At 64.6% G+C, this 16965-nt stretch carries 14 protein-coding genes, 1 tRNA gene and 1 riboswitch; of the genes, 5 read left to right on the plus strand and 10 right to left on the minus strand.

The genetic code is table 11. The features are described 5' to 3' along the window. Nucleotides 1–77: 77 nt before the first annotated feature. Together gcvH and gcvT are read right to left on the minus strand one after the other, a co-directional pair. The gene (gene gcvH / locus EU800_RS18245; protein ID WP_129634508.1) at nt 78–437 is read right to left on the minus strand and encodes a glycine cleavage system protein GcvH; all 360 of its coding nucleotides are present in this window, start codon (nt 435–437) and stop codon (nt 78–80) included. A gap of 15 nt (nt 438–452) precedes the next feature. Further along, the gene (gene gcvT, locus EU800_RS18250; protein ID WP_371685643.1) at nt 453–1577 is read right to left on the minus strand and encodes a glycine cleavage system aminomethyltransferase GcvT; all 1125 of its coding nucleotides are present in this window, start codon (nt 1575–1577) and stop codon (nt 453–455) included. A 155-nt stretch (nt 1578–1732) separates the two neighbouring features. After that, a riboswitch (glycine riboswitch) is annotated at nt 1733–1826 on the minus strand. Between the two features lie 14 nt (nt 1827–1840). On the opposite strand from gcvT, the gene EU800_RS18255 reads away from it, so the two are divergent. Then, nucleotides 1841–2491 carry a gamma-glutamylcyclotransferase family protein gene (locus EU800_RS18255; RefSeq protein WP_371685644.1) on the plus strand — a complete coding sequence of 217 codons (651 nt, stop codon included), beginning with the start codon at nt 1841–1843 and terminating at the stop codon, nt 2489–2491. 7 nt (nt 2492–2498) lie between these two features. On the opposite strand, the gene EU800_RS18260 is transcribed toward EU800_RS18255, so the two are convergent. Next, nucleotides 2499–2822: a hypothetical protein gene (locus EU800_RS18260; RefSeq protein ID WP_129634464.1), complete on the minus strand. Its 324-nt coding sequence runs from the start codon at nt 2820–2822 to the stop codon at nt 2499–2501. A 128-nt stretch (nt 2823–2950) separates the two neighbouring features. After that, nucleotides 2951–3970 carry a hypothetical protein gene (locus EU800_RS18265; protein WP_129634465.1) on the minus strand — a complete coding sequence of 340 codons (1020 nt, stop codon included), beginning with the start codon at nt 3968–3970 and terminating at the stop codon, nt 2951–2953. 1060 nt (nt 3971–5030) lie between these two features. On the opposite strand from EU800_RS18265, the gene EU800_RS18270 reads away from it, so the two are divergent. The 4 genes from EU800_RS18270 (at nt 5031) to EU800_RS18285 (ending at nt 10181) form a co-directional block, all read left to right on the plus strand. After that, a complete protein-coding gene (locus EU800_RS18270) occupies nt 5031–6587 on the plus strand; it encodes a winged helix-turn-helix domain-containing protein (RefSeq protein ID WP_165354722.1) in 1557 nt (518 codons plus the stop codon). 454 nt (nt 6588–7041) lie between these two features. Beyond that, entirely contained in the window at nt 7042–8439 is a 1398-nt protein-coding gene (locus tag EU800_RS18275; RefSeq protein ID WP_129634467.1) for a M20/M25/M40 family metallo-hydrolase, read from the plus strand. Between the two features lie 80 nt (nt 8440–8519). Further along, nucleotides 8520–8969: a hypothetical protein gene (locus EU800_RS18280; RefSeq protein WP_129634468.1), complete on the plus strand. Its 450-nt coding sequence runs from the start codon at nt 8520–8522 to the stop codon at nt 8967–8969. Nucleotides 8970–9428: 459 nt separating this feature from the next. Beyond that, nucleotides 9429–10181 (plus strand): FkbM family methyltransferase, encoded by a 753-nt coding sequence (locus EU800_RS18285; protein WP_129634469.1) that lies wholly within the window; start codon nt 9429–9431, stop codon nt 10179–10181. A 174-nt stretch (nt 10182–10355) separates the two neighbouring features. On the opposite strand, the gene EU800_RS18290 is transcribed toward EU800_RS18285, so the two are convergent. The 6 genes from EU800_RS18290 to EU800_RS18315 form a co-directional block, all read right to left on the minus strand. After that, nucleotides 10356–10432 (minus strand) — tRNA-Asp (locus EU800_RS18290). Between the two features lie 170 nt (nt 10433–10602). Beyond that, nucleotides 10603–12801 carry a 3-hydroxyacyl-CoA dehydrogenase NAD-binding domain-containing protein gene (locus EU800_RS18295; protein ID WP_129634470.1) on the minus strand — a complete coding sequence of 733 codons (2199 nt, stop codon included), beginning with the start codon at nt 12799–12801 and terminating at the stop codon, nt 10603–10605. 91 nt (nt 12802–12892) lie between these two features. Next, nucleotides 12893–14104, minus strand: a complete 1212-nt coding sequence (locus EU800_RS18300; protein ID WP_129634471.1) for an acetyl-CoA C-acetyltransferase — start codon at nt 14102–14104, stop codon at nt 12893–12895. Nucleotides 14105–14129: 25 nt separating this feature from the next. Continuing rightward, a complete protein-coding gene (locus tag EU800_RS18305) occupies nt 14130–14765 on the minus strand; it encodes a glutathione S-transferase family protein (RefSeq protein WP_129634472.1) in 636 nt (211 codons plus the stop codon). A gap of 179 nt (nt 14766–14944) precedes the next feature. Further along, nucleotides 14945–15157 carry a hypothetical protein gene (locus EU800_RS18310; protein WP_129634473.1) on the minus strand — a complete coding sequence of 71 codons (213 nt, stop codon included), beginning with the start codon at nt 15155–15157 and terminating at the stop codon, nt 14945–14947. Nucleotides 15158–15171: 14 nt separating this feature from the next. After that, the gene (locus tag EU800_RS18315; protein WP_129634474.1) at nt 15172–16950 is read right to left on the minus strand and encodes an acyl-CoA dehydrogenase C-terminal domain-containing protein; all 1779 of its coding nucleotides are present in this window, start codon (nt 16948–16950) and stop codon (nt 15172–15174) included. Nucleotides 16951–16965: the final 15 nt, after the last annotated feature.

The following is a 16965-nucleotide window of genomic DNA, read 5'->3' on the forward strand; positions in this document are numbered from 1 at the left end:
GGAAGGATGGAAATGCAACCGCCGCGCGTTGGGCGCGGCGGCGGGATGGCCCGGCGGACCGCCGGGCGCTGACTCGCTCAGGCAATCAGGTCCTTGTAGGCCGTCTCGTCCATGTATTCGTCGAGCTGGCTCTCGTCGTCGATCTTCACCTTGAAGAACCAGGCCGCGCCTTCGGCGTCCTCGTTGACCTTGCCGGGCACGTCGATGATCCCCTCGTTGATCTCGACGATCTCGCCGTCGAGCGGGGCGACGATGTCGGAGGCGGCCTTGACGGATTCGATCACCACGACCTCGTCCCCCTTTGACACCTGGGTTCCGACCTCCGGCAATTCCACGAAGACGATATCGCCCAGCTGCTCCTGGGCATGGTCGGTGATGCCCACGGTGACGATGTCGCCGTCCAGGCTCAACCACTCGTGGTCTTCGGTGAATTTGATCATCGGCAAAGCTCCTCAGCGCTTGTATGTGGCAGGACGGAAGGGAAGGCGGACGATCTCGGCGGGCTGTCGCTTGCCGCGTACCTCGCCCCAGATCCGCGTGCCGGGATGGGCGAGGCGGGCGGGAACGTAGCCCATCGAGATCGGATGGTCGACGGAAGGGCCGAAGGCGCCCGACGTGATGGTCCCGACAGGCGTGTCGTCCGCTTCGTTCTCGAAGAGCTGGACGCCCTCGCGCATCGGGCCGCGGCCGTCGGGGCGGATCCCGACCCGGCGCTTGTCCGCGTCGTCGGCCGCATCCGCAAGTTTCCGCAGAATGACGGAATCGCCCGGGAACTTCCCTTCGCGGTCGCCGCCCTTCCGGCGCGCCTTCTGGATCGCCCAGCCGAGATCGGCCTGAACCGGATCGGTCGACGCGTCGATGTCATTGCCGTAGAGGCACAATCCGGCTTCGAGTCGGAGCGAATCTCGTGCGCCGAGGCCGATCGGTTCGACCTCCGGCATTTCGAGCAGGGCGCGGGCGAAATCTTCCGCCCGGTCGCAGGCCACGGAAATCTCGAAGCCGTCCTCGCCGGTATAGCCGGACCGTGAGACCCAGAGGTTTCCGAAATCACTGGGAAAGACGGTCGATTCCATGAAGGCCATCGACTCAACCGGCACGATCCGCGACAGGGCGGTCTCCGCGGCCGGTCCCTGAAGCGCGAGGAGCGCGCGGTCGGTGATCTCGATTACGGTTGTGGCGCCGAGATGCCGGCGCAGATGCGCGATGTCGGCCGCCTTGCATGCTGCGTTCACGACAAGGAAGAGGTCGCCGTCGGCCCGCCGCGCCACCATGAGATCGTCCAGTATCCCGCCATCTTCATTGGTGAAGAAGGCATAGCGCTGGCGCCGGTCGCCGAGGCCGCAGATCGACTGCGGAACCAGCCGCTCGAGGTCGAGCGCGGCATTGTCGCCTTCGAGGAGAAGCTGGCCCATGTGGCTCACGTCGAAAAGGCCCGCCGCGGTGCGGGTGTGGAGGTGCTCCTTCATGACCCCCGTGGGGTATTGCACCGGCATCTCGTAGCCGGCGAAGGGCACCATCCGCGCGCCCAGCTCGAGGTGCAGTGCGTGGAGCGGGGTTTTTTCCAGGTTCTCGCCCAAGGGCATCCCTCCGTCGTCTCGCTTCCGGCCGTCAGGCAAACCGAACGGCACCGTTTCCGGGGCCCCAATACGGCCCACCCGATGCCCCCTCTGTCCTTTCGCCTGAGATCGTTATCCCTTCGGCGGGGGCGATCGCCCCTCTCTCCAGAGTTCCGTTCACCCGTGCGGTCCTTCGGCCTGAGAGTTTACCGGGGCGGTTGCTCCTTCGGCATCGGTCCCTAGGGACCGAATTCTCCCGACGCGGGATGATTTCGGGATAGCGAATGATCGCGGCGCCGACAAGCCTTGCCTTCCTCTGCCCGAACCGTCATTTCGGCACCATGCAGCATCGGCAGGTCTTCGGCTACGGCTCGCTGGTCAACCGGGCCACCCACACTTACGCGAACGCACGCCCGGCGCGGCTGGAGGGCTGGCGCCGCGTCTGGGTCCACACCCACCTGCGCCCGCTCGCCTATCTGTCCGTGGAGCGCAGCGACGCCGAGATCGACGGGCTCGTGGCCGAGGTTCCTGACGCGGACTGGGGGGCACTCGATTCGCGCGAGCGGGCCTATGACCGGCACCCTGTCCGGGCACTGCTCAGCGCCTGCGGCTCGCCGGCAGAGGCCGTGGTCTACGCCGTGCCCGCCGGCCACGCAGCGCCGCCGGATGTCACGCATCCGGTGCTTCTGAGTTACATCGACACGGTGGTCCTGGGGTTCCTCGACGTGTTTGGAGAGATCGGGGCGGAACGGTTCTTCGCCACGACGGCGGGTTGGACGACACCGGTACTGAATGATCGCGCCGCGCCGCGCTATGCGCGACACCAGCCGCTCTCGCCGAGGCAGCGTGACCTTGTCGACAGCCACCTCGCGGCGCTGTCGGTGCGGCTCGTCGACGGTGGTGAGCCGCCGGTACAGCCGTCCCGGTCCGCGTAAAACCCGTTCAGTAGGCAGTCGGGCAGGCGTATTCCTCGTATACCCAACCGGCCGGACCGTCGAGAGTCTGGTCTTGCGGGCCATCGAGCACAATGACCTGCCGCCAGCCCTTGATCGCATACGGCTCAAGCGTCAGCATGAAACTATCGGGGCCCAGCTTCGCGAGCATCGCGCAACGGGTCGATCCGCAGTTCCGCAATGCCAGGAAATTGTCGCCCTGCGGGTTCAGTCGGCAGGTGACAAGTATCTCGCCGCTATAGGCCCGCGCGGTAAGCGTGGACGCGGCGAGCAGGAGGGCCGCGGAGAGGGCGGTGGTCGTGGTCCGGAACATGGCGGGGTCCCTTTGGGTCGTGATGGTCGGCAGAGGGTTCCCAGATGCACGGAGGGTCAACCCGGCGAATGGGCGCGCTCCCCGCACGGGCTGCCGCCAGTTGCCGACCGCAGAGCCCGGTCGCGCGGTCAGTTGCCGCAGATTCCCTGGAGGGCCACCCAGTCGCCATCCTCCAGCACCGGCTTGCGCGCGCCGCCGCCACGCATCGGGTCGGCCTCGATCAGCGGCAGCGTCGCCTCTCCGGTGACGTCGAGCGCATAGGCATAGGGGGTGGAACTCACCCCGGCGGCGGCGAAGCGCGCGAGCAGCCTGTCTTCGGCGACGGGCGTGGGCGCCGCGGTGGTGAGTGTCTCGGCATGTTTCTTCAGCACGTCCTCTGGCAGGTGTCCGGTGGTCAGAAGGCGCAGCGTGGCGATCGGCCCTGCGGCCTCGAGCACCGGGCGGAGCGGGTCGATACTCTCCTGGCGCGTCGCTTCGGCAAGGATGTATCCCGCCGCGACATCTGGCGATTCATGGTCCTCGACCAGGCTGCGGTTGAGCAGCATGATGCCACCGGGCAGGAGGATCGTGTTCGAGACTCCTTCCGGCACGACCAGCAACCCGCCCTTGTCCGGCGCGAGCAGACGGGCGTGGAGCCGAGCCAGCGCCTGATCGCCGCGGGCGCTGCGGCAGGGGCTGCCGGTGACCCGGCCGATGGCCTGGAAGAGCGCGGTGCCGATTTCCGCTCGGGTCGGATCGGGTACCACGGCGAGGGTGTGCCGCATGAGGGCGCCAGGTAGCCAGAGCGCTGCGGCAGCGAGCGCAACCGCGACCGTTCCGCCGACAAGCAGGAGGCGGAGCCGGCCGCGGCGGGGCCGTGACTTCAGGATCGCGCCGCGCACGGTCTCGATCGCCTCTATCATCGTCGCGTCGTCGATCTCGAGCGTCTCGCTGCCATCTGCCGACGGCGTGTAGAGCGCCGGCCGCTCGCCGCGATTGATCCGCACGACGGCGGCGAGAGACCAGTGGCTCAACGCGCGGCCATTGCGGTCCGAGATTACCAGCGAAGCGTCGCCGAAGGAGACGATGACGTCCTGGCGCTGTGCATCCGGGTCCGGACGCCAGATGCCGGGGCTTTCCAGCCGGCTGTATTTTGTGAGCGCTGTCATGGGCCTGCTCCGCCTCTCTGTGCGAAAGGATAGCCGAGCGGTGAGGCCGGAACAATTGCTGCGATGGACACGGCAGAAGGCCGGGAGGACGGGTGATTTTGTCTCGCCATGCGAAACAGTCGTTTCTCTTGGAGATAATTTCTTCCGCAACCGCGACACTGCTGCGGCTCCGCTGCTTTTCCGGCAAATTGCCGTCCGCCCGGTAAGGCCCTTGGAACCCTGCTTTGGAAGGCTTTGTTCACCTATGCCGGGGCCGTTGAACCGCACAAGGACGGGGAGCGATCATACTGGTCTGGACCAGGAAGGCCGCAAGCCACAAGGCGCGCCGGGACGGCATGGCACTATTCCGTGCCGTCGCGTCGCGACGCAGTGGCGCTGGTGGCCGGATTTGCCGGAGTCGACGAGGCCCTGGAGGCGGCCCCTGCGGTGCCGCAGAGCGTCCGGGTGGCCAGACCGCCGCCGCCAAGGGCCGATCCGCTAACAGCGAGACCGGGCGATCGGACAGCAAAGGTGCACGTCCACCTCTTGACGGGACGAAATGGATCGATGTGGTGTGTAGAGGCGAGGAACCCGGGGCTGGGATCTCGCCGTGAAAGAGACATATCGTTTTGAAATGGCGACAGAAATCTGGGCCGGCACCGCCGGGGCATCGCCTTCGACATCGTTCGAAGCGCCGGCACATATGTCGCGACGAGCGTTAGCGATTTTGCCTGTGATCAGGTCCACGTCCGGCGAAAGGCTCCACATGGGCCATCTCGAAGGCCTTCGCCACGGTAACGAAGGTCAGGGCGACCGTCCTGACGAGTCCGCGAGCGACCGATGCCACCCGCCGCACAAGACCGGCAGTGGCTGACCGCAAGCCCGATAGCGAGCGATTGGCGGGTTTGCCCATCGCGGTATTCAGAGTTGGTGACGTGGTCATTGCGCATCTCCTTCTCTTCGAAGGATGACCGCATGTCCCGGTGGGGTCTTTGGGACGAACCTGAAGAATTCTGATGCTTCCTGAACCGAGCTTACAGGAATGGGTCCAGGTGGTATCCTGGTCTCAGGGAGACGTGGCTTGGATATCCAGTTCGGCGAATACCAACTCTTCAAGAGCGAGCGGCGGCTGCATGGTCCGCAGGGATCGGTCCAACTGGGCGATCGGGCCTGCGAAGTTCTGTCGGTTCTGCTGGAACGTGCGAGTTCGGTTGTCGGAAAGAACGAACTTCTGGATGCGGTCTGGCCAAATCTCGCGGTCGAGGAAAACACGCTACAGGTTCATATCTCCGCGCTTCGAAAGGCGTTGGGGCCGAACGTCATCAGGACCGTGCACGGGCGCGGCTACCAATATGTCGGCCCGCCTCCGACTTTGTCCGACCACGGGATCGTCGAGCGCCAGGTTCGCGAGGGCCGGACTACTGATACGTCCCACAACATCGTCCCCGCGCAGGGGCGTGAGGCATCTTCGACCCATGTGGTGATCCTGCCGTTTTCGAGTTTGTTGAATGACCGGTTCGCAGAAATGGTCTCCGACGGGCTCTGGGAAGACGTCGTGATCGAGTTGGGGCGGTATCGCCACCTTGCCGTCACGCCCTATCGTTCCCGCTTGAATGGCACCGTGCAGAACCCGTCCGCTGTGCAAGTGGGACGGCATCTGGCGGCAGATTTTGTCGTCGAGGGTCGGCTCAGGTTCGTGGAACAGACGATCCGGATGAACGTGCAGCTTATCGATGTCGAAACGGGGATGCAGGTCTGGGGCGAGCGATTTGACTTCGCGGCCACGAATGTCTTTTCGGTTCAGGACTCCATCGTCGACGCACTCATATCTCATCTGTCCTTCAATCTCGACGACGCGGCGCAGGAGAAACGCACCAAGGATCCGACGACCTCGAAAACGGCCTATACGTACTTTCTGAAGGCCCGTTCGACATGGCGCGCCGGCGACGAAGCATTGGCCATGCAGTTCGCCCAGAAGGCTGTCGAAGCCGATCCGCGCTACGGGCGGGCGCACGCCTACGTCGCATTCTTCTACGGATATAGTCTTTTTTCGCAGCAACTTGGACTTGGTTCAGACCAGACCGTGGAGCTCGCTGAAGGCGCCCTCGAACAGGCGATGAGATGTGATCGGAACGATCCGTTCACGCTCCAGAAGGCGTCAATGACGCTCATCATGCTTGGCCGGCCGCGGGATGGGTTGAGGCTCTCAGAAGCGTCGCTTCGAATTGGCGCCCGGGACGGTGAAATCGTCATGACTCACGGTCACGCTCTCATTGCCTGCGGCTCCTACGAAAAGGGCCGGGCGCTCATGGAACAGGCGATGTCTCCAACGAAGCCATTCCTCGTGCCGCCCGGGTTCTTCTGCGGATTGGGAGAAGGGCGGCATATCTGCCGCGACTATGCAGGAAGCCTCGCGGCGCTGGAAATGATGCCGGATCCACCCTACTACATCACGTTGCTCAAGGCCGCGAACCTCGCTCGGCTGGGCGACAGGGAGATGGCCCGCCAGATCGTCGATTCAGCCCCGGTGCGGTTCGACACCGTACGCTACGCACGTAACATGGCAAAGACCTGTGCGCTGGCCGAAGACATCGAGCACTATCTCGCGAGCTTCCGGTTGGCCGGAATCGAGGTGTAACGAAGGATCCTTCTTGGAGCCCATTCAAGTGTCGAGACCTGTCGCGCGGCGAATTGCAGGTGCGGGCAAGCCAGGGAGCACGAAAGGCCCGGACCATGTGCCTGGCAATCGTGTCCTCGGCCAGGTCCGTTCACACCAAAGCCAAACAATGTCGCTTCGACGTTTTGCGCCGAGATTGATCTGGCGGCGGCCAATCGGTACGTTCCGGCTCTTCTTCTGTCTAGAAGTATCCCAACCGGAGGCATGAAGACTCCTTCCCGCGGGCAAGGGAAGGGCCCATTCCGACGGTCCCCCTGCGGGGGGCGTTTCCAGGACTCCGGGCGTGCGGTGACGGCGGCATTTCAGCCCGTTGCCTCAGCTGTCGCCGAAACGGTCCCACGACATGCCGATTGCGATTTCAATCCCCCCGCGAACCGATCTAGGGTCCCGCCAAAATCCCGAAAAGGAGTCGCCAATGTCAGACCCCCGCCTTGCCCCCGTCCTCGACCGGATCGATGCCGAGTTGCCCGCCGCTCTCGACCGGCTGATGGAGTTCCTGCGCATTCCGTCGATCTCGACCGACCCGGCCTACAGATCCGAATGCGACCGGGCGGCCGACTGGCTTGTGGCCGATCTTGTCTCGATCGGCGTCGACGCGGCCAAGCGACCGACGCCGGGCCATGCGATGGTGGTGGGCCACACGGCGGATGCCGGTCCGCATGTCCTCTTCTACGGCCATTACGACGTCCAGCCGGTGGATCCGCTCGGCGAGTGGAAGACGCCGCCCTTCGAGCCGGTGCTTCAGGAGACGGAAGAGCATGGCCAGGTGATCCGCGGCCGCGGGTCCTCCGACGACAAGGGGCAGCTCATGACTTTCGTCGAGGCCTGCCGCGCCTGGAAGGCGGTGCATGGCAGCCTGCCGGCGAAGATCTCCTTCTTCTTCGAGGGAGAGGAGGAGAGCGGCTCGCCCTCGCTCATCCCCTTCATGAAGGAAAACGCCGCCGAGCTCACCGCCGAGCTCGCGCTGATCTGCGACACCTCGATGGTGGCGCCGGGCGTGCCCTCAATCGCCAGCCAGCTCCGCGGCATGCTGAAGGATGAGTTCACCATCACCGGCCCGCGGATCGACCTGCATTCCGGCCATTACGGCGGCCCGGCATTGAACCCGCTGAAGGAGATCGCCCGCGTCGTCGCCTCATTCCACGACGAGACCGGCCGCGTCGCGGTCGAGGGGTTCTACGAAGGCGTTGAGGAGATCTCGGACGAGATGAAGCGGCAATGGGAGGCCAGCGGCTTCGACGAGAAGACCTACCTTGAGAGCGTCGGCATGTCCCGCGCGCATGGCGAGGAAGGCTATTCCACGCTCGAGCAGCAATGGGCCCGTCCAACGCTAGAGGTGAACGGGCTCTGGGGCGGCTATATGGGGGCCGGCAGCAAGACGGTGATCCCTTCGAAAGCGCATTGCAAGATCACCTGCCGGCTGGTCGGCTCGATGGACCCCGACCGCCTGCGCGAGAAGATCCGCGCACATGTTTCGGACCGGCTCTCGCCCGATGCAACGGTCACCTGGGACGGCAATCTCGATGGCTCCCCGGCCGCGGTGATGAACACGGACCGGCCCGAGTTCGAGGCCGCCCGGTCCGCGCTTTCCGACGAATGGGACCGCGAAGCGGTGCTGGTCGGCATGGGCGGCTCGATTCCGATCGCCGGTTTCTTCAAGGAGGTCCTCGGCATGGACGCGATGCTGATCGGCTTCGCCAATGACGACGACGCGATCCATTCGCCGAACGAGAAATACAACGTCGAGAGTTTCCACAAGGGTATTCGCAGCTGGGCGCGGGTGCTGGCGGCGCTGTCGGCGGAGCGGAGCTAGGGGCAGGGTCGGTTTTCACGCCGCCGGAAATCTCGAAGTAACCTTTTCCCGTCATGCTCCGGCGCAGGATGTTCGGCGCCATGCTGACGGGAAGAGCCGAGATGAACCGCACCATTGTCGTCGAAGACGAGATAGATCGCCAGATCGAGCATATCCGCGATGCGATGGACCTGGCCGGGGAACCGCTGGCGGCCCTGCCGGGCCGGCAGATCCTGCAAATCCGGACGGCGCGCTACCACACCGCCGGCTTCATTCCGAGCGCCGCCGGCCGGCCGACATCGCAGGCCTATATCGTTTTCACCGGCGAGCCGACGCCGAGCTCGGACGTGACCCGCGGCATCCTGCGCTTCGTGTCGGACGACGAACTGCAGACGCCGAGCTACGATGCGGCGCAGAAGACGATTCAGATCTGGGTGGACTGGACCTATGTCCACATGGTGATCGAGCAGCTCAAGCACCGCCGACACTATCTCTGGATCGGCTTCTTCGAGAAGGGGCACACATACGGGGATCTGCACAGCGACCCCTGATGCGGACCCTCCCTTGATGCCGCAAGTAATTCTTTTCATTAAAAAAATATGGATTCGGTCGAGCTAGGACTGCGAATCTTCGAGGTCGCCGGGTCGAAGCTCAGGTTCGAGTAGGGAATGACGTCGGTCATGTCGAAATAGCCTGAAAAGGCTCTCCTACCGGCAAGAGGCTGCGCGGTTTACTGGGCTTAAGCCGACGACCTACTACGTGGCGGGCGGGTCCCGCATGGTAAGAGGCAGTGCGTCGCTGGCCTCTTTTGAACAGCTCTCGCCGGCGGATCGCCGGTCCCAGAATATCCAATTGGGAGTGGCCCATAGAAAGGGGGGCCGGACATACCGCTGTCTTCCGACACGCCTTGAACAGACATTCAAAGTGGAAAAGTTGGAGAAAATGCGTGCTTAATCCGGTATTCTTTCGTGCATCACGCAGTTTTTGAACCAAAAGATTGAGGAGCGCTGATGGGAAACGCGACCAACGGACGTTCTGAGTACCGCTGGTATGAGAAAGGCTTTGGGCTCAGGAAAAAACTCGGGTCCGTCTACCATTTGTATCGCTTCATGCCGGGCTGGGAAGGTAATCGGGCCTACCTCGAGTGGCTCAAGACCGCTCGGATGGAGCGGATGAAGGACACCCTCGCTGCCTTCGATACCGTGCTTGCCGGCTTGACGCCTGGCAGCATTGCCCTCGATCTTGGGGCGAATATCGGGGACTACACAGCAAAGCTTGCGGCGACGGGTGCAGAAGTCCATGCCTTCGAGCCCGAACCAACCCTCTTCGCTCAACTCGAACGCCGTTTCGCCGACACGCCAAATGTTGTCCTCCATCAAGCGGCAATTGCGGCGGAGGCTGGAACGGTGCAATTCTGGCCCGAGAACAACGAAGGCGCAGACCCGCTGGCGTTGATGTCTCATTCAATCGTCGAGGGAGGGAAGCATACGGCCGGTAGCATCCCGTTCGAGGTCCAGTGCGTCGACTTTTTCTCTTTCATCGAAAGTTTGGAGCAAGCGCCAGCGCTGGTGAAGATGGATATCGAAGGTGCCGAAGTGGCGATTCTCGAGCGGATGTTGGAGGAGAAACGGTTCGACCTAGTCGGTGAACTCTTCGTCGAAACGCATGAGAGCCAGTTTCCGAAACTGCAGGATCGTATTGTGGCGATTCACAAGAGGACGAAATCTGCGGGTCTCACCAATGTGAATCTCTTCTGGCCGTAGCCGCCATGTCTGGGCTCGGGTCCAGACAGGTGCTCCGGTCAAACCTTTCCAGCTTTCGCATCCGGTCAACGCCGGAGAACATCGAATGCAAAACATCAATCGAGTGTTGCAGGGCGGCGGCCCTGAACATCCAGAAAGGCATGCGCCAAAGCAGAGGGCGTGTCCAAGCGGAAATGGCGCGGTTGACGGGGCTCGAACCCGCGACCTCCGGCGTGACAGGCCGGCACTCTAACCAGCTGAGCTACAACCGCGCAGTATCGGCGGGCGTAGTCGGTCCGTCCGGCCCGGTCAAGCGGAAAGAGCAGCGTGATCGGTGCCGCCGCAGCCGGCAGCAGTGGCCTGTTCCCAAAGGTTATCCCTTCAGGCCAGGCGGGCAGGCCGGGACATCCCGCGTGTCCCGGGAGTCGTCCAAACGGCGGCGTTATCCGTTTGCGGCTTCCGCCGGAGCGAACCGTCCGTAGAAGCTCTGTCCCTTTGCGGCCATCTCCCGAAGGAGGTCCGGCGGCGAGAAACGCGCGCCATGGGCCGCGGCCAGCGCGCTCGTCCGCTCGGTGGCATAGGGCGGTCCCAGCATGTCGAGCCAGGAGAACGGCCCGCCCGACCACGGCGCGAAGCCCCAGCCGAGGATCGCGCCGACATCGCCTTCCCGGATGTCCGCCAGCACGCCTTCCTCGAGCGCCCGCACGGCCTCGAGCACCTGTACGAACAGCAGCCGGTGCTGGACCTCGACCAGCGCGGGTTGTTCGGCAGCCAGAGGGTATTTCTCCGTCAGCCCGGTCCAGAGACCCTGTCGTTTGCCGCACTCGTCATAGGCGTAGAAGCCGGCCTTCGCCTTCCGCCCCAATCGGCCTTCGTCGGCCAGCCAGAACAGGATATCGTCGCAGGCATCGTCATAGCCCGCACCCATCGCCGCACGCGTTGCCTTGGCGATCTTCACTCCGAGATCGATGGAGGTCTCGTCGGTGAGCTGCAAGGGGCCGAGCGGCATGCCGACAAGCTTCGCCGCGTTCTCGACCAGCGCCGGGTTGATGCCCTCGGTCACCATCCGTATCCCCTCGTTGAGATAGGGGATGATGCAGCGGTTGGCGTAGAAGAACCGCGCGTCGTTGACGACGATCGGTGTCTTGCGGATCTGGCGCACGTAGTCGAGCGCCTTGGCTACCGCTTGGTCGCCGGTCTCGTGCCCCTTGATGATTTCCACTAGCAGCATCTTCTCGACCGGCGAGAAGAAATGGATGCCGATGAATTGCTCCGGTCGCGTGCTGGCCTTCGCCAGTTCCGAGATCGGCAGCGTCGAGGTGTTGGTGGCAAGGATACAGGCTTCCCCGACGACCGCCTCCACCTGCCGCGTCACTTCCGCCTTTACGCCGGGATCCTCGAAGACTGCCTCGATCACGAGGTCGCATCCCCGAAGCTCCTTGGAATCCGAGGTGGCGGTGATCCGGTCGAGTAGCACCTGCTTCTCTTCCGGCGTCGACTTGCCGCGCTTGATTCCGGTGTCGGCATAGGCCGCGCTATGCGCCTTGCCCCGATCCGCCGCCTCCTGGCTTTGGTCAAGCAGAACCACGTCGATGCCGGCCCGGGCCGAGACCAGCGCGATGCCGGCGCCCATCATCCCCGCACCGATCACGCCCAGCTTCGACACCTTCTGGTCGGGGGCGGCCGGACGGTTCGCGCCCTTTTCCAGCGCTTCCTTGTTGATGAAGAGCGAACGGATCATCGCCGCTGAGGAGGGGTTCATCAGAACGTTGACGAACCAGCGACACTCGATCCGAAGCGCGGTGTCGAAATCGACCTGCGCGCCCTCGTAGACCGCCGATAGGAGCGCCTTCGCGGCCGGATAGACGCCCTGTGTCCGGCCGTTCACCATCGCCGAGGCACCGACGAAGGTCATGAAGCCCGCAGGGTGATAAGGCGCACCGCCAGGCATCTTGTAGCCCTTCTCGTCCCAGGGCTTGACGATCTTCGGCTCCGACAGGACCCAGGCACGCGCCCGTTCGACCAACTCCTCCGGCGGCACGACCTCGTCGATCACGCCGGCGGCCTTCGCCTGTTTGCCATCGTTCAGCTTGCCCTCGAGCAGCAGCGGCGCGGCGGCCATCGCGCCGAGCCGACGCACCAGCCGTGTCGTTCCGCCTGCGCCGGGGAAGAGGCCGACCTTGATCTCCGGCAGGCCGATCTTCGCCTTCGGGACGTCGGCGGCGAAGATCCGGTGGCAGGCGAGCGGGATCTCGAGACCGATGCCGAGCGCCGTGCCTGGCAGCGCCGCCGCAAAGGGCTTGCCGCCCCGGTTGGTCTTCGGGTCCATGCCGGCACGCTCGATCTTGCGCAGAATTGCGTGAATGCCCATCACGCCCTCGAAGAGACCCTTCGCGGGGATCTCGCCCACGCGCTCCTTCAGCGTCGCTATGAGCTTGAGATCCATGCCGCCGGCAAAGCTGTCGGGCTTGCCGGAGGTGATGACCGCGCCGCAGATCGCATCATCCGCGATTACCCGGTCGACAAGGGCCTCGAGGTCGGCGAAGCCCTGGAGGCTCATCACGTTCATGGACCGGCCCGGGGTGTCCCAGGTGATGATGGCGACGCCGTCGTCGCCCACGTCCATGCTGAAATCGCTCATCTGGAACAGTCCCTGTTGATTGCCCGCCCGCGGGGGCGCGCTCCCTGGCGGCCAGCCGCGCTGACGGCCGGAGAACGTGCGGTGCGGCGCGTCATACCCGCTCGATGATCGTCGCGGCGCCCATGCCCGACGCGACGCAGAGGGTGGCGAGGCCGACCTCCCGGTCCGAGCGTTCGAGCTCGTCGAGCAGCGTGCCGATGATGATCGCGCCGGTGGCGCCGAGCGGATGACCCATGGCGATGGCGCCGCCATTGACGTTGACCTTGTCCGGCGAGACGCCAAAGGCCTGCTGGAAGCGCAGCACGACCGCCGCGAATGCCTCGTTGACCTCGAACAGGTCGATATCGCCGATCGCCATGCCGGCCTCGGCAAGGATCTTCTCTGTCACCGGCACCGGGCCGGTCAGCATGATCGTAGGGTCGGTGCCGATCTTGGCCGTTGCGCGGATGCGCGCGCGGGGTGTCAGGCCCTGTGCTACCCCGAAATCCTTTGAGCCCACCAGCACCGCCGCCGCGCCGTCGACGATGCCGGAGCTGTTGCCGGCATGGTGGATGTGGCGGATCTCCTCGAGATGCGGGTATTTCATGATCGCGACCTTGTCGAAGCCGGGCAGCGTCTTGCCCATCTGCTCGAAGGCGGGCAGGAGTGCGCCGAGCGCCTGCATGTCGGTGCCGGGGCGGATGCTCTCGTCGCGGTCGAGAAGTGTCAGTCCGTTCTGGTCGGTGACCGGCACGATGGAGTTTGCGAACCGGCCGGCGTCCCAGGCATCGCTGGCGCGTCGCTGGCTCTCGACCGCCAGCGCATCGGCTTCGTCGCGGGTAAAGCCGTAAAGGGTCGCGATGAGATCGGCCGAGATGCCCTGGGGCACGAAATTGGTTTCCATGGCGATCGATGGATCGACAGCGATCGCAGCGCCGTCCGACCCCATCGCCACGCGGGACATCATCTCGACGCCGCCGGCGATATAGGCCTCTCCGGCACCGCCGCGGACCTGGTTGGCGGCAAGGTTCACGGCTTCCATGCCGGAGGCGCAGAAGCGGTTGATCGAGAGCCCGGGGATGCTCTGGTCGAGGTCCGACGCGAGCACTGCGGTGCGCGCGAGGCATCCGCCCTGTTCCTTCACCTGCGTGGCGTTGCCCCAGATCACGTCCTCGACCGCGTGGCCCTCGAGCCCGTTGCGCCGCTTGACGGCGTCGAGCATCTGCGCCGAAAGCCGCGCCGAGGTCACTTCGTGCAGCGCCCCGTCCCTGCGGCCACGGCCGCGTGGAGAACGCACGGCATCGTAGATATAGGCGTCTCTCATCGGTCTTCCTTCGCTCTCCGCGGTGTCAGGCCCGGTCCGCGGGGGAGCCGGGCATAAGCTCGTAGGGATGCTTCCAGCCAGGCAGCGCGGCGATCCGGTCGAGCCAGGCGTCGATATTGGAAAAGTCCTTGCGGTCGAACCCGAAGGGCTCTTCGTAGAAAAGGTAGCCGCAATTGGCGATATCGGCGATCGTCGGTCGCTCGCCAACCAGCCAGTCGCGGCCCTCGAGGCAGCGGTCGAGTACGGTCATCGCCGCAGTGTGACGCGCAATCAGGAAGGCGTTGACCGCATCGCTGCGCTTGTAAGAGGGGAGGAAGTTCATATTGAACCGCGCTGGCCCCGCCACGCCCGAATTCTTGTGGTTGTCGAACAGGATCCAGCGCAGAATCTCGCGCCGCTCGGCCGCGTCCTTCCAGCCAAGCTTCCCGCTCGTCTCAGCGACATAATCCTGGATCACGCCGGACTGGGTGAGCACAATCTCATCCTCCACCATCACCGGCACCTCGCCCATCGGGTTCAGGGCGCGGAAGGCCGGCTTTCGGGTCTCGCTATGAAAGAAATCGACAAAGACCGGCTCCCAGTCGAGTCCGGCGAGTTCAAGCGACAGCGCCGCCTTGTAGGCATTGCCGGATTCGCCGAAGCAATAGAGCCTGATTGCCATTGTCCCGTTCTCCACTTTGCCCCAGTCCGAGGCGATGTTTTCCCTGCGCTTGGCGGTGGCGCCGACAACCGCCCAGGGAGAAGACGCGTCGGGCCGCCGGACCCTGTTCCTCCCCCCGCGCACCGGTCGGCCCTGCTTCTTGCTGGCGAGCCTCTCCCTCGCCAAACCTGCCTCCGCCGTTACCTCTTGCGCGCCTCCAGCTCGGCCTGGAAGAGGCGGAGCCGGTGTGGCAGAGCGTCGTCATCGGTGACACTGCCGAAATTCTCGAACAGAAAGCACAATGCCTCGTCCTGCGTCAGCCCGGCTTCCTCGGCGAACTTGCGCAGGCGGCGATAGGCGTCCTCGCTCAGCGCGACGTTCAATCGGCGGGTGAGGCGCAGGCGTTTCGGCATCGTAGCGGCCCCGTTCAGAAGGCGTCGGCAGGCAGCGACATCACCGGCTCCGCGCCGCTCCGGATGCGGGCGAGATGCAGGGCGGTCGCCGGCAGCTGGCGCGCCATATAATATCGGCCGGTGGCGAGCTTGGCCTCGAGAAAGGCCGCGTCGCCCGTGCAGGCGGCGAGGTTTTCCCGCGCCGCCTTGGCCATCCGAGCCCACATCAGCCCGAGGCAGGTGTGGCCGAAGAGATGCATGAAGTCGTAGGAGCCTGCGAGCGCGGCGTTGGGATTGGTCATGCCGTCCTGCATGAAGAACATCGTCGCCGCCTGCAAGTCCACGATGGCCCGTGCGAGCGGATCGAGGAAGTCCGCCTCCAGGCCCACGTCCCCCTCGCTGTCCCGGATGAAGTCCTGCGCAAGCTCAAAGAAGGCCGTGACATGCCGGCTGCCGTCTTGGGTGAGCTTTCGGCCCACGAGGTCGAGCGCCTGAACGCCGTTGGCGCCTTCGTAGATCTGGGTGATGCGGGCATCGCGGACGAATTGCGACATGCCCGAAGCCTCGATATAGCCGTGCCCACCGAAGACCTGTTGCGCCTGGACGCACATCTCGAGCCCCTTGTCTGTCAGGAACCCCTTAAGCACGGGTGTCAGGAGCGAGACCAGACCCTCGGCCTCCGCGTCGCCGGAGCGATGCGATCGGTCGATCAGGCTCGCGCCCCAGAGCAGGAAGGCCCGCGCGCCCTCGACGAAGCTCTTCTGGTCCATCAGGTTGCGGCGGATATCGGGATGCACGATCAGCGGGTCAGCCGGCCCGTTTGGATTGGCAGGCAGCGGCACCGCGCGCCCCTGAAGCCGCTCCTTGGCATAGGCCGCCGCGTTCTGGTAAGCGGCCTCGGCCTGCGCAAGACCCTGCATCGCGACGCCGAGCCTGGCTTCGTTCATCATCGTGAACATCGCCCGCATGCCCTTGTGCGGCGCGCCCAGAAGATAGCCCTCGGCCTCATCGAAATTCATCACGCAGGTCGCGTTGCCGTGGATGCCCATCTTCTCTTCGAGCTTGCCCACGGAGACACCGTTGCGGGCACCGAGCCTGCCGGTGTCGTCGACGAGGAATTTCGGCACGATGAAGAGCGATACCCCCTTGATGCCCTCGGGGGATCCGGGAATCTTCGCCAGCACGAGGTGGACGATATTCTGGGCGAGGTCATGGTCGCCCGCCGAGATAAAGATCTTCTGGCCGGTGACCCGATAGCTCCCGTCTTCCTGCGGCACGGCCCGCGTGCGCATGAGGCCAAGATCGGTGCCACAATGCGGCTCGGTGAGGTTCATCGTGCCGGTCCAGTCGCAGGAAACCATCTTCGGCAGCCATTTGGCCTTCTGCGCTTCGGTCCCGTGAGTGTGGATCGCGGTGTAGGCGCCGTGCGTCAGCCCCTGATACATCGTGAAGGCCTGGTTGGCCCCCGAGAACAGCTCGCCGACCGCCGTGCCGAGCAGGACCGGCATGCCCTGACCGCCATAGGCGGGGTCGCAGTCAAGCGCGGTCCAGCCGCCCTGCTTCATTTCCTTGAAAGCCTGCCCGAAGCCCGCGGGCGTTCGCACGACGCCGTTGTCGAGCCGGCAGCCCTCGCGGTCCCCCACCGCGTTGAGCGGTGCAAGGACGTTGCCGGCGATCTTGCCGGCTTCCTCCAGGACCGCGGCGGTGAAACCTGCGTCGAGTTCGTCATAGCCCGGAATGTCCTGACGCGAGGCATCGAGCAACGCGTGCAGGACAAACTGGATGTCGTTCACTGGAGCCGTGTAGCTCGGCATGAGGACTCTCCTCGG

Origin of the sequence: Tropicimonas sp. IMCC6043 (assembly GCF_004146235.1) — a bacterium.
In the GTDB taxonomy this organism is placed as follows: domain Bacteria; phylum Pseudomonadota; class Alphaproteobacteria; order Rhodobacterales; family Rhodobacteraceae; genus Tropicimonas.

What these genes read in the sequence shown, in the direction of transcription:
- EU800_RS18255 (WP_371685644.1), top strand. Translation starts at nt 1,841, where the DNA reads ATGATCGCGGCGCCGACAAGCCTTGCCTTCCTCTGCCCGAACCGTCAT.
- EU800_RS18260 (WP_129634464.1), bottom strand. Translation starts at nt 2,822, where the DNA reads ATGTTCCGGACCACGACCACCGCCCTCTCCGCGGCCCTCCTGCTCGCC.
- EU800_RS18265 (WP_129634465.1), bottom strand. Translation starts at nt 3,970, where the DNA reads ATGACAGCGCTCACAAAATACAGCCGGCTGGAAAGCCCCGGCATCTGG.
- EU800_RS18275 (WP_129634467.1), top strand. Translation starts at nt 7,042, where the DNA reads ATGTCAGACCCCCGCCTTGCCCCCGTCCTCGACCGGATCGATGCCGAG.
- EU800_RS18280 (WP_129634468.1), top strand. Translation starts at nt 8,520, where the DNA reads ATGCTGACGGGAAGAGCCGAGATGAACCGCACCATTGTCGTCGAAGAC.
- EU800_RS18285 (WP_129634469.1), top strand. Translation starts at nt 9,429, where the DNA reads ATGGGAAACGCGACCAACGGACGTTCTGAGTACCGCTGGTATGAGAAA.
- EU800_RS18295 (WP_129634470.1), bottom strand. Translation starts at nt 12,801, where the DNA reads ATGAGCGATTTCAGCATGGACGTGGGCGACGACGGCGTCGCCATCATC.
- EU800_RS18300 (WP_129634471.1), bottom strand. Translation starts at nt 14,104, where the DNA reads ATGAGAGACGCCTATATCTACGATGCCGTGCGTTCTCCACGCGGCCGT.
- EU800_RS18305 (WP_129634472.1), bottom strand. Translation starts at nt 14,765, where the DNA reads ATGGCAATCAGGCTCTATTGCTTCGGCGAATCCGGCAATGCCTACAAG.
- EU800_RS18310 (WP_129634473.1), bottom strand. Translation starts at nt 15,157, where the DNA reads ATGCCGAAACGCCTGCGCCTCACCCGCCGATTGAACGTCGCGCTGAGC.
- EU800_RS18315 (WP_129634474.1), bottom strand. Translation starts at nt 16,950, where the DNA reads ATGCCGAGCTACACGGCTCCAGTGAACGACATCCAGTTTGTCCTGCAC.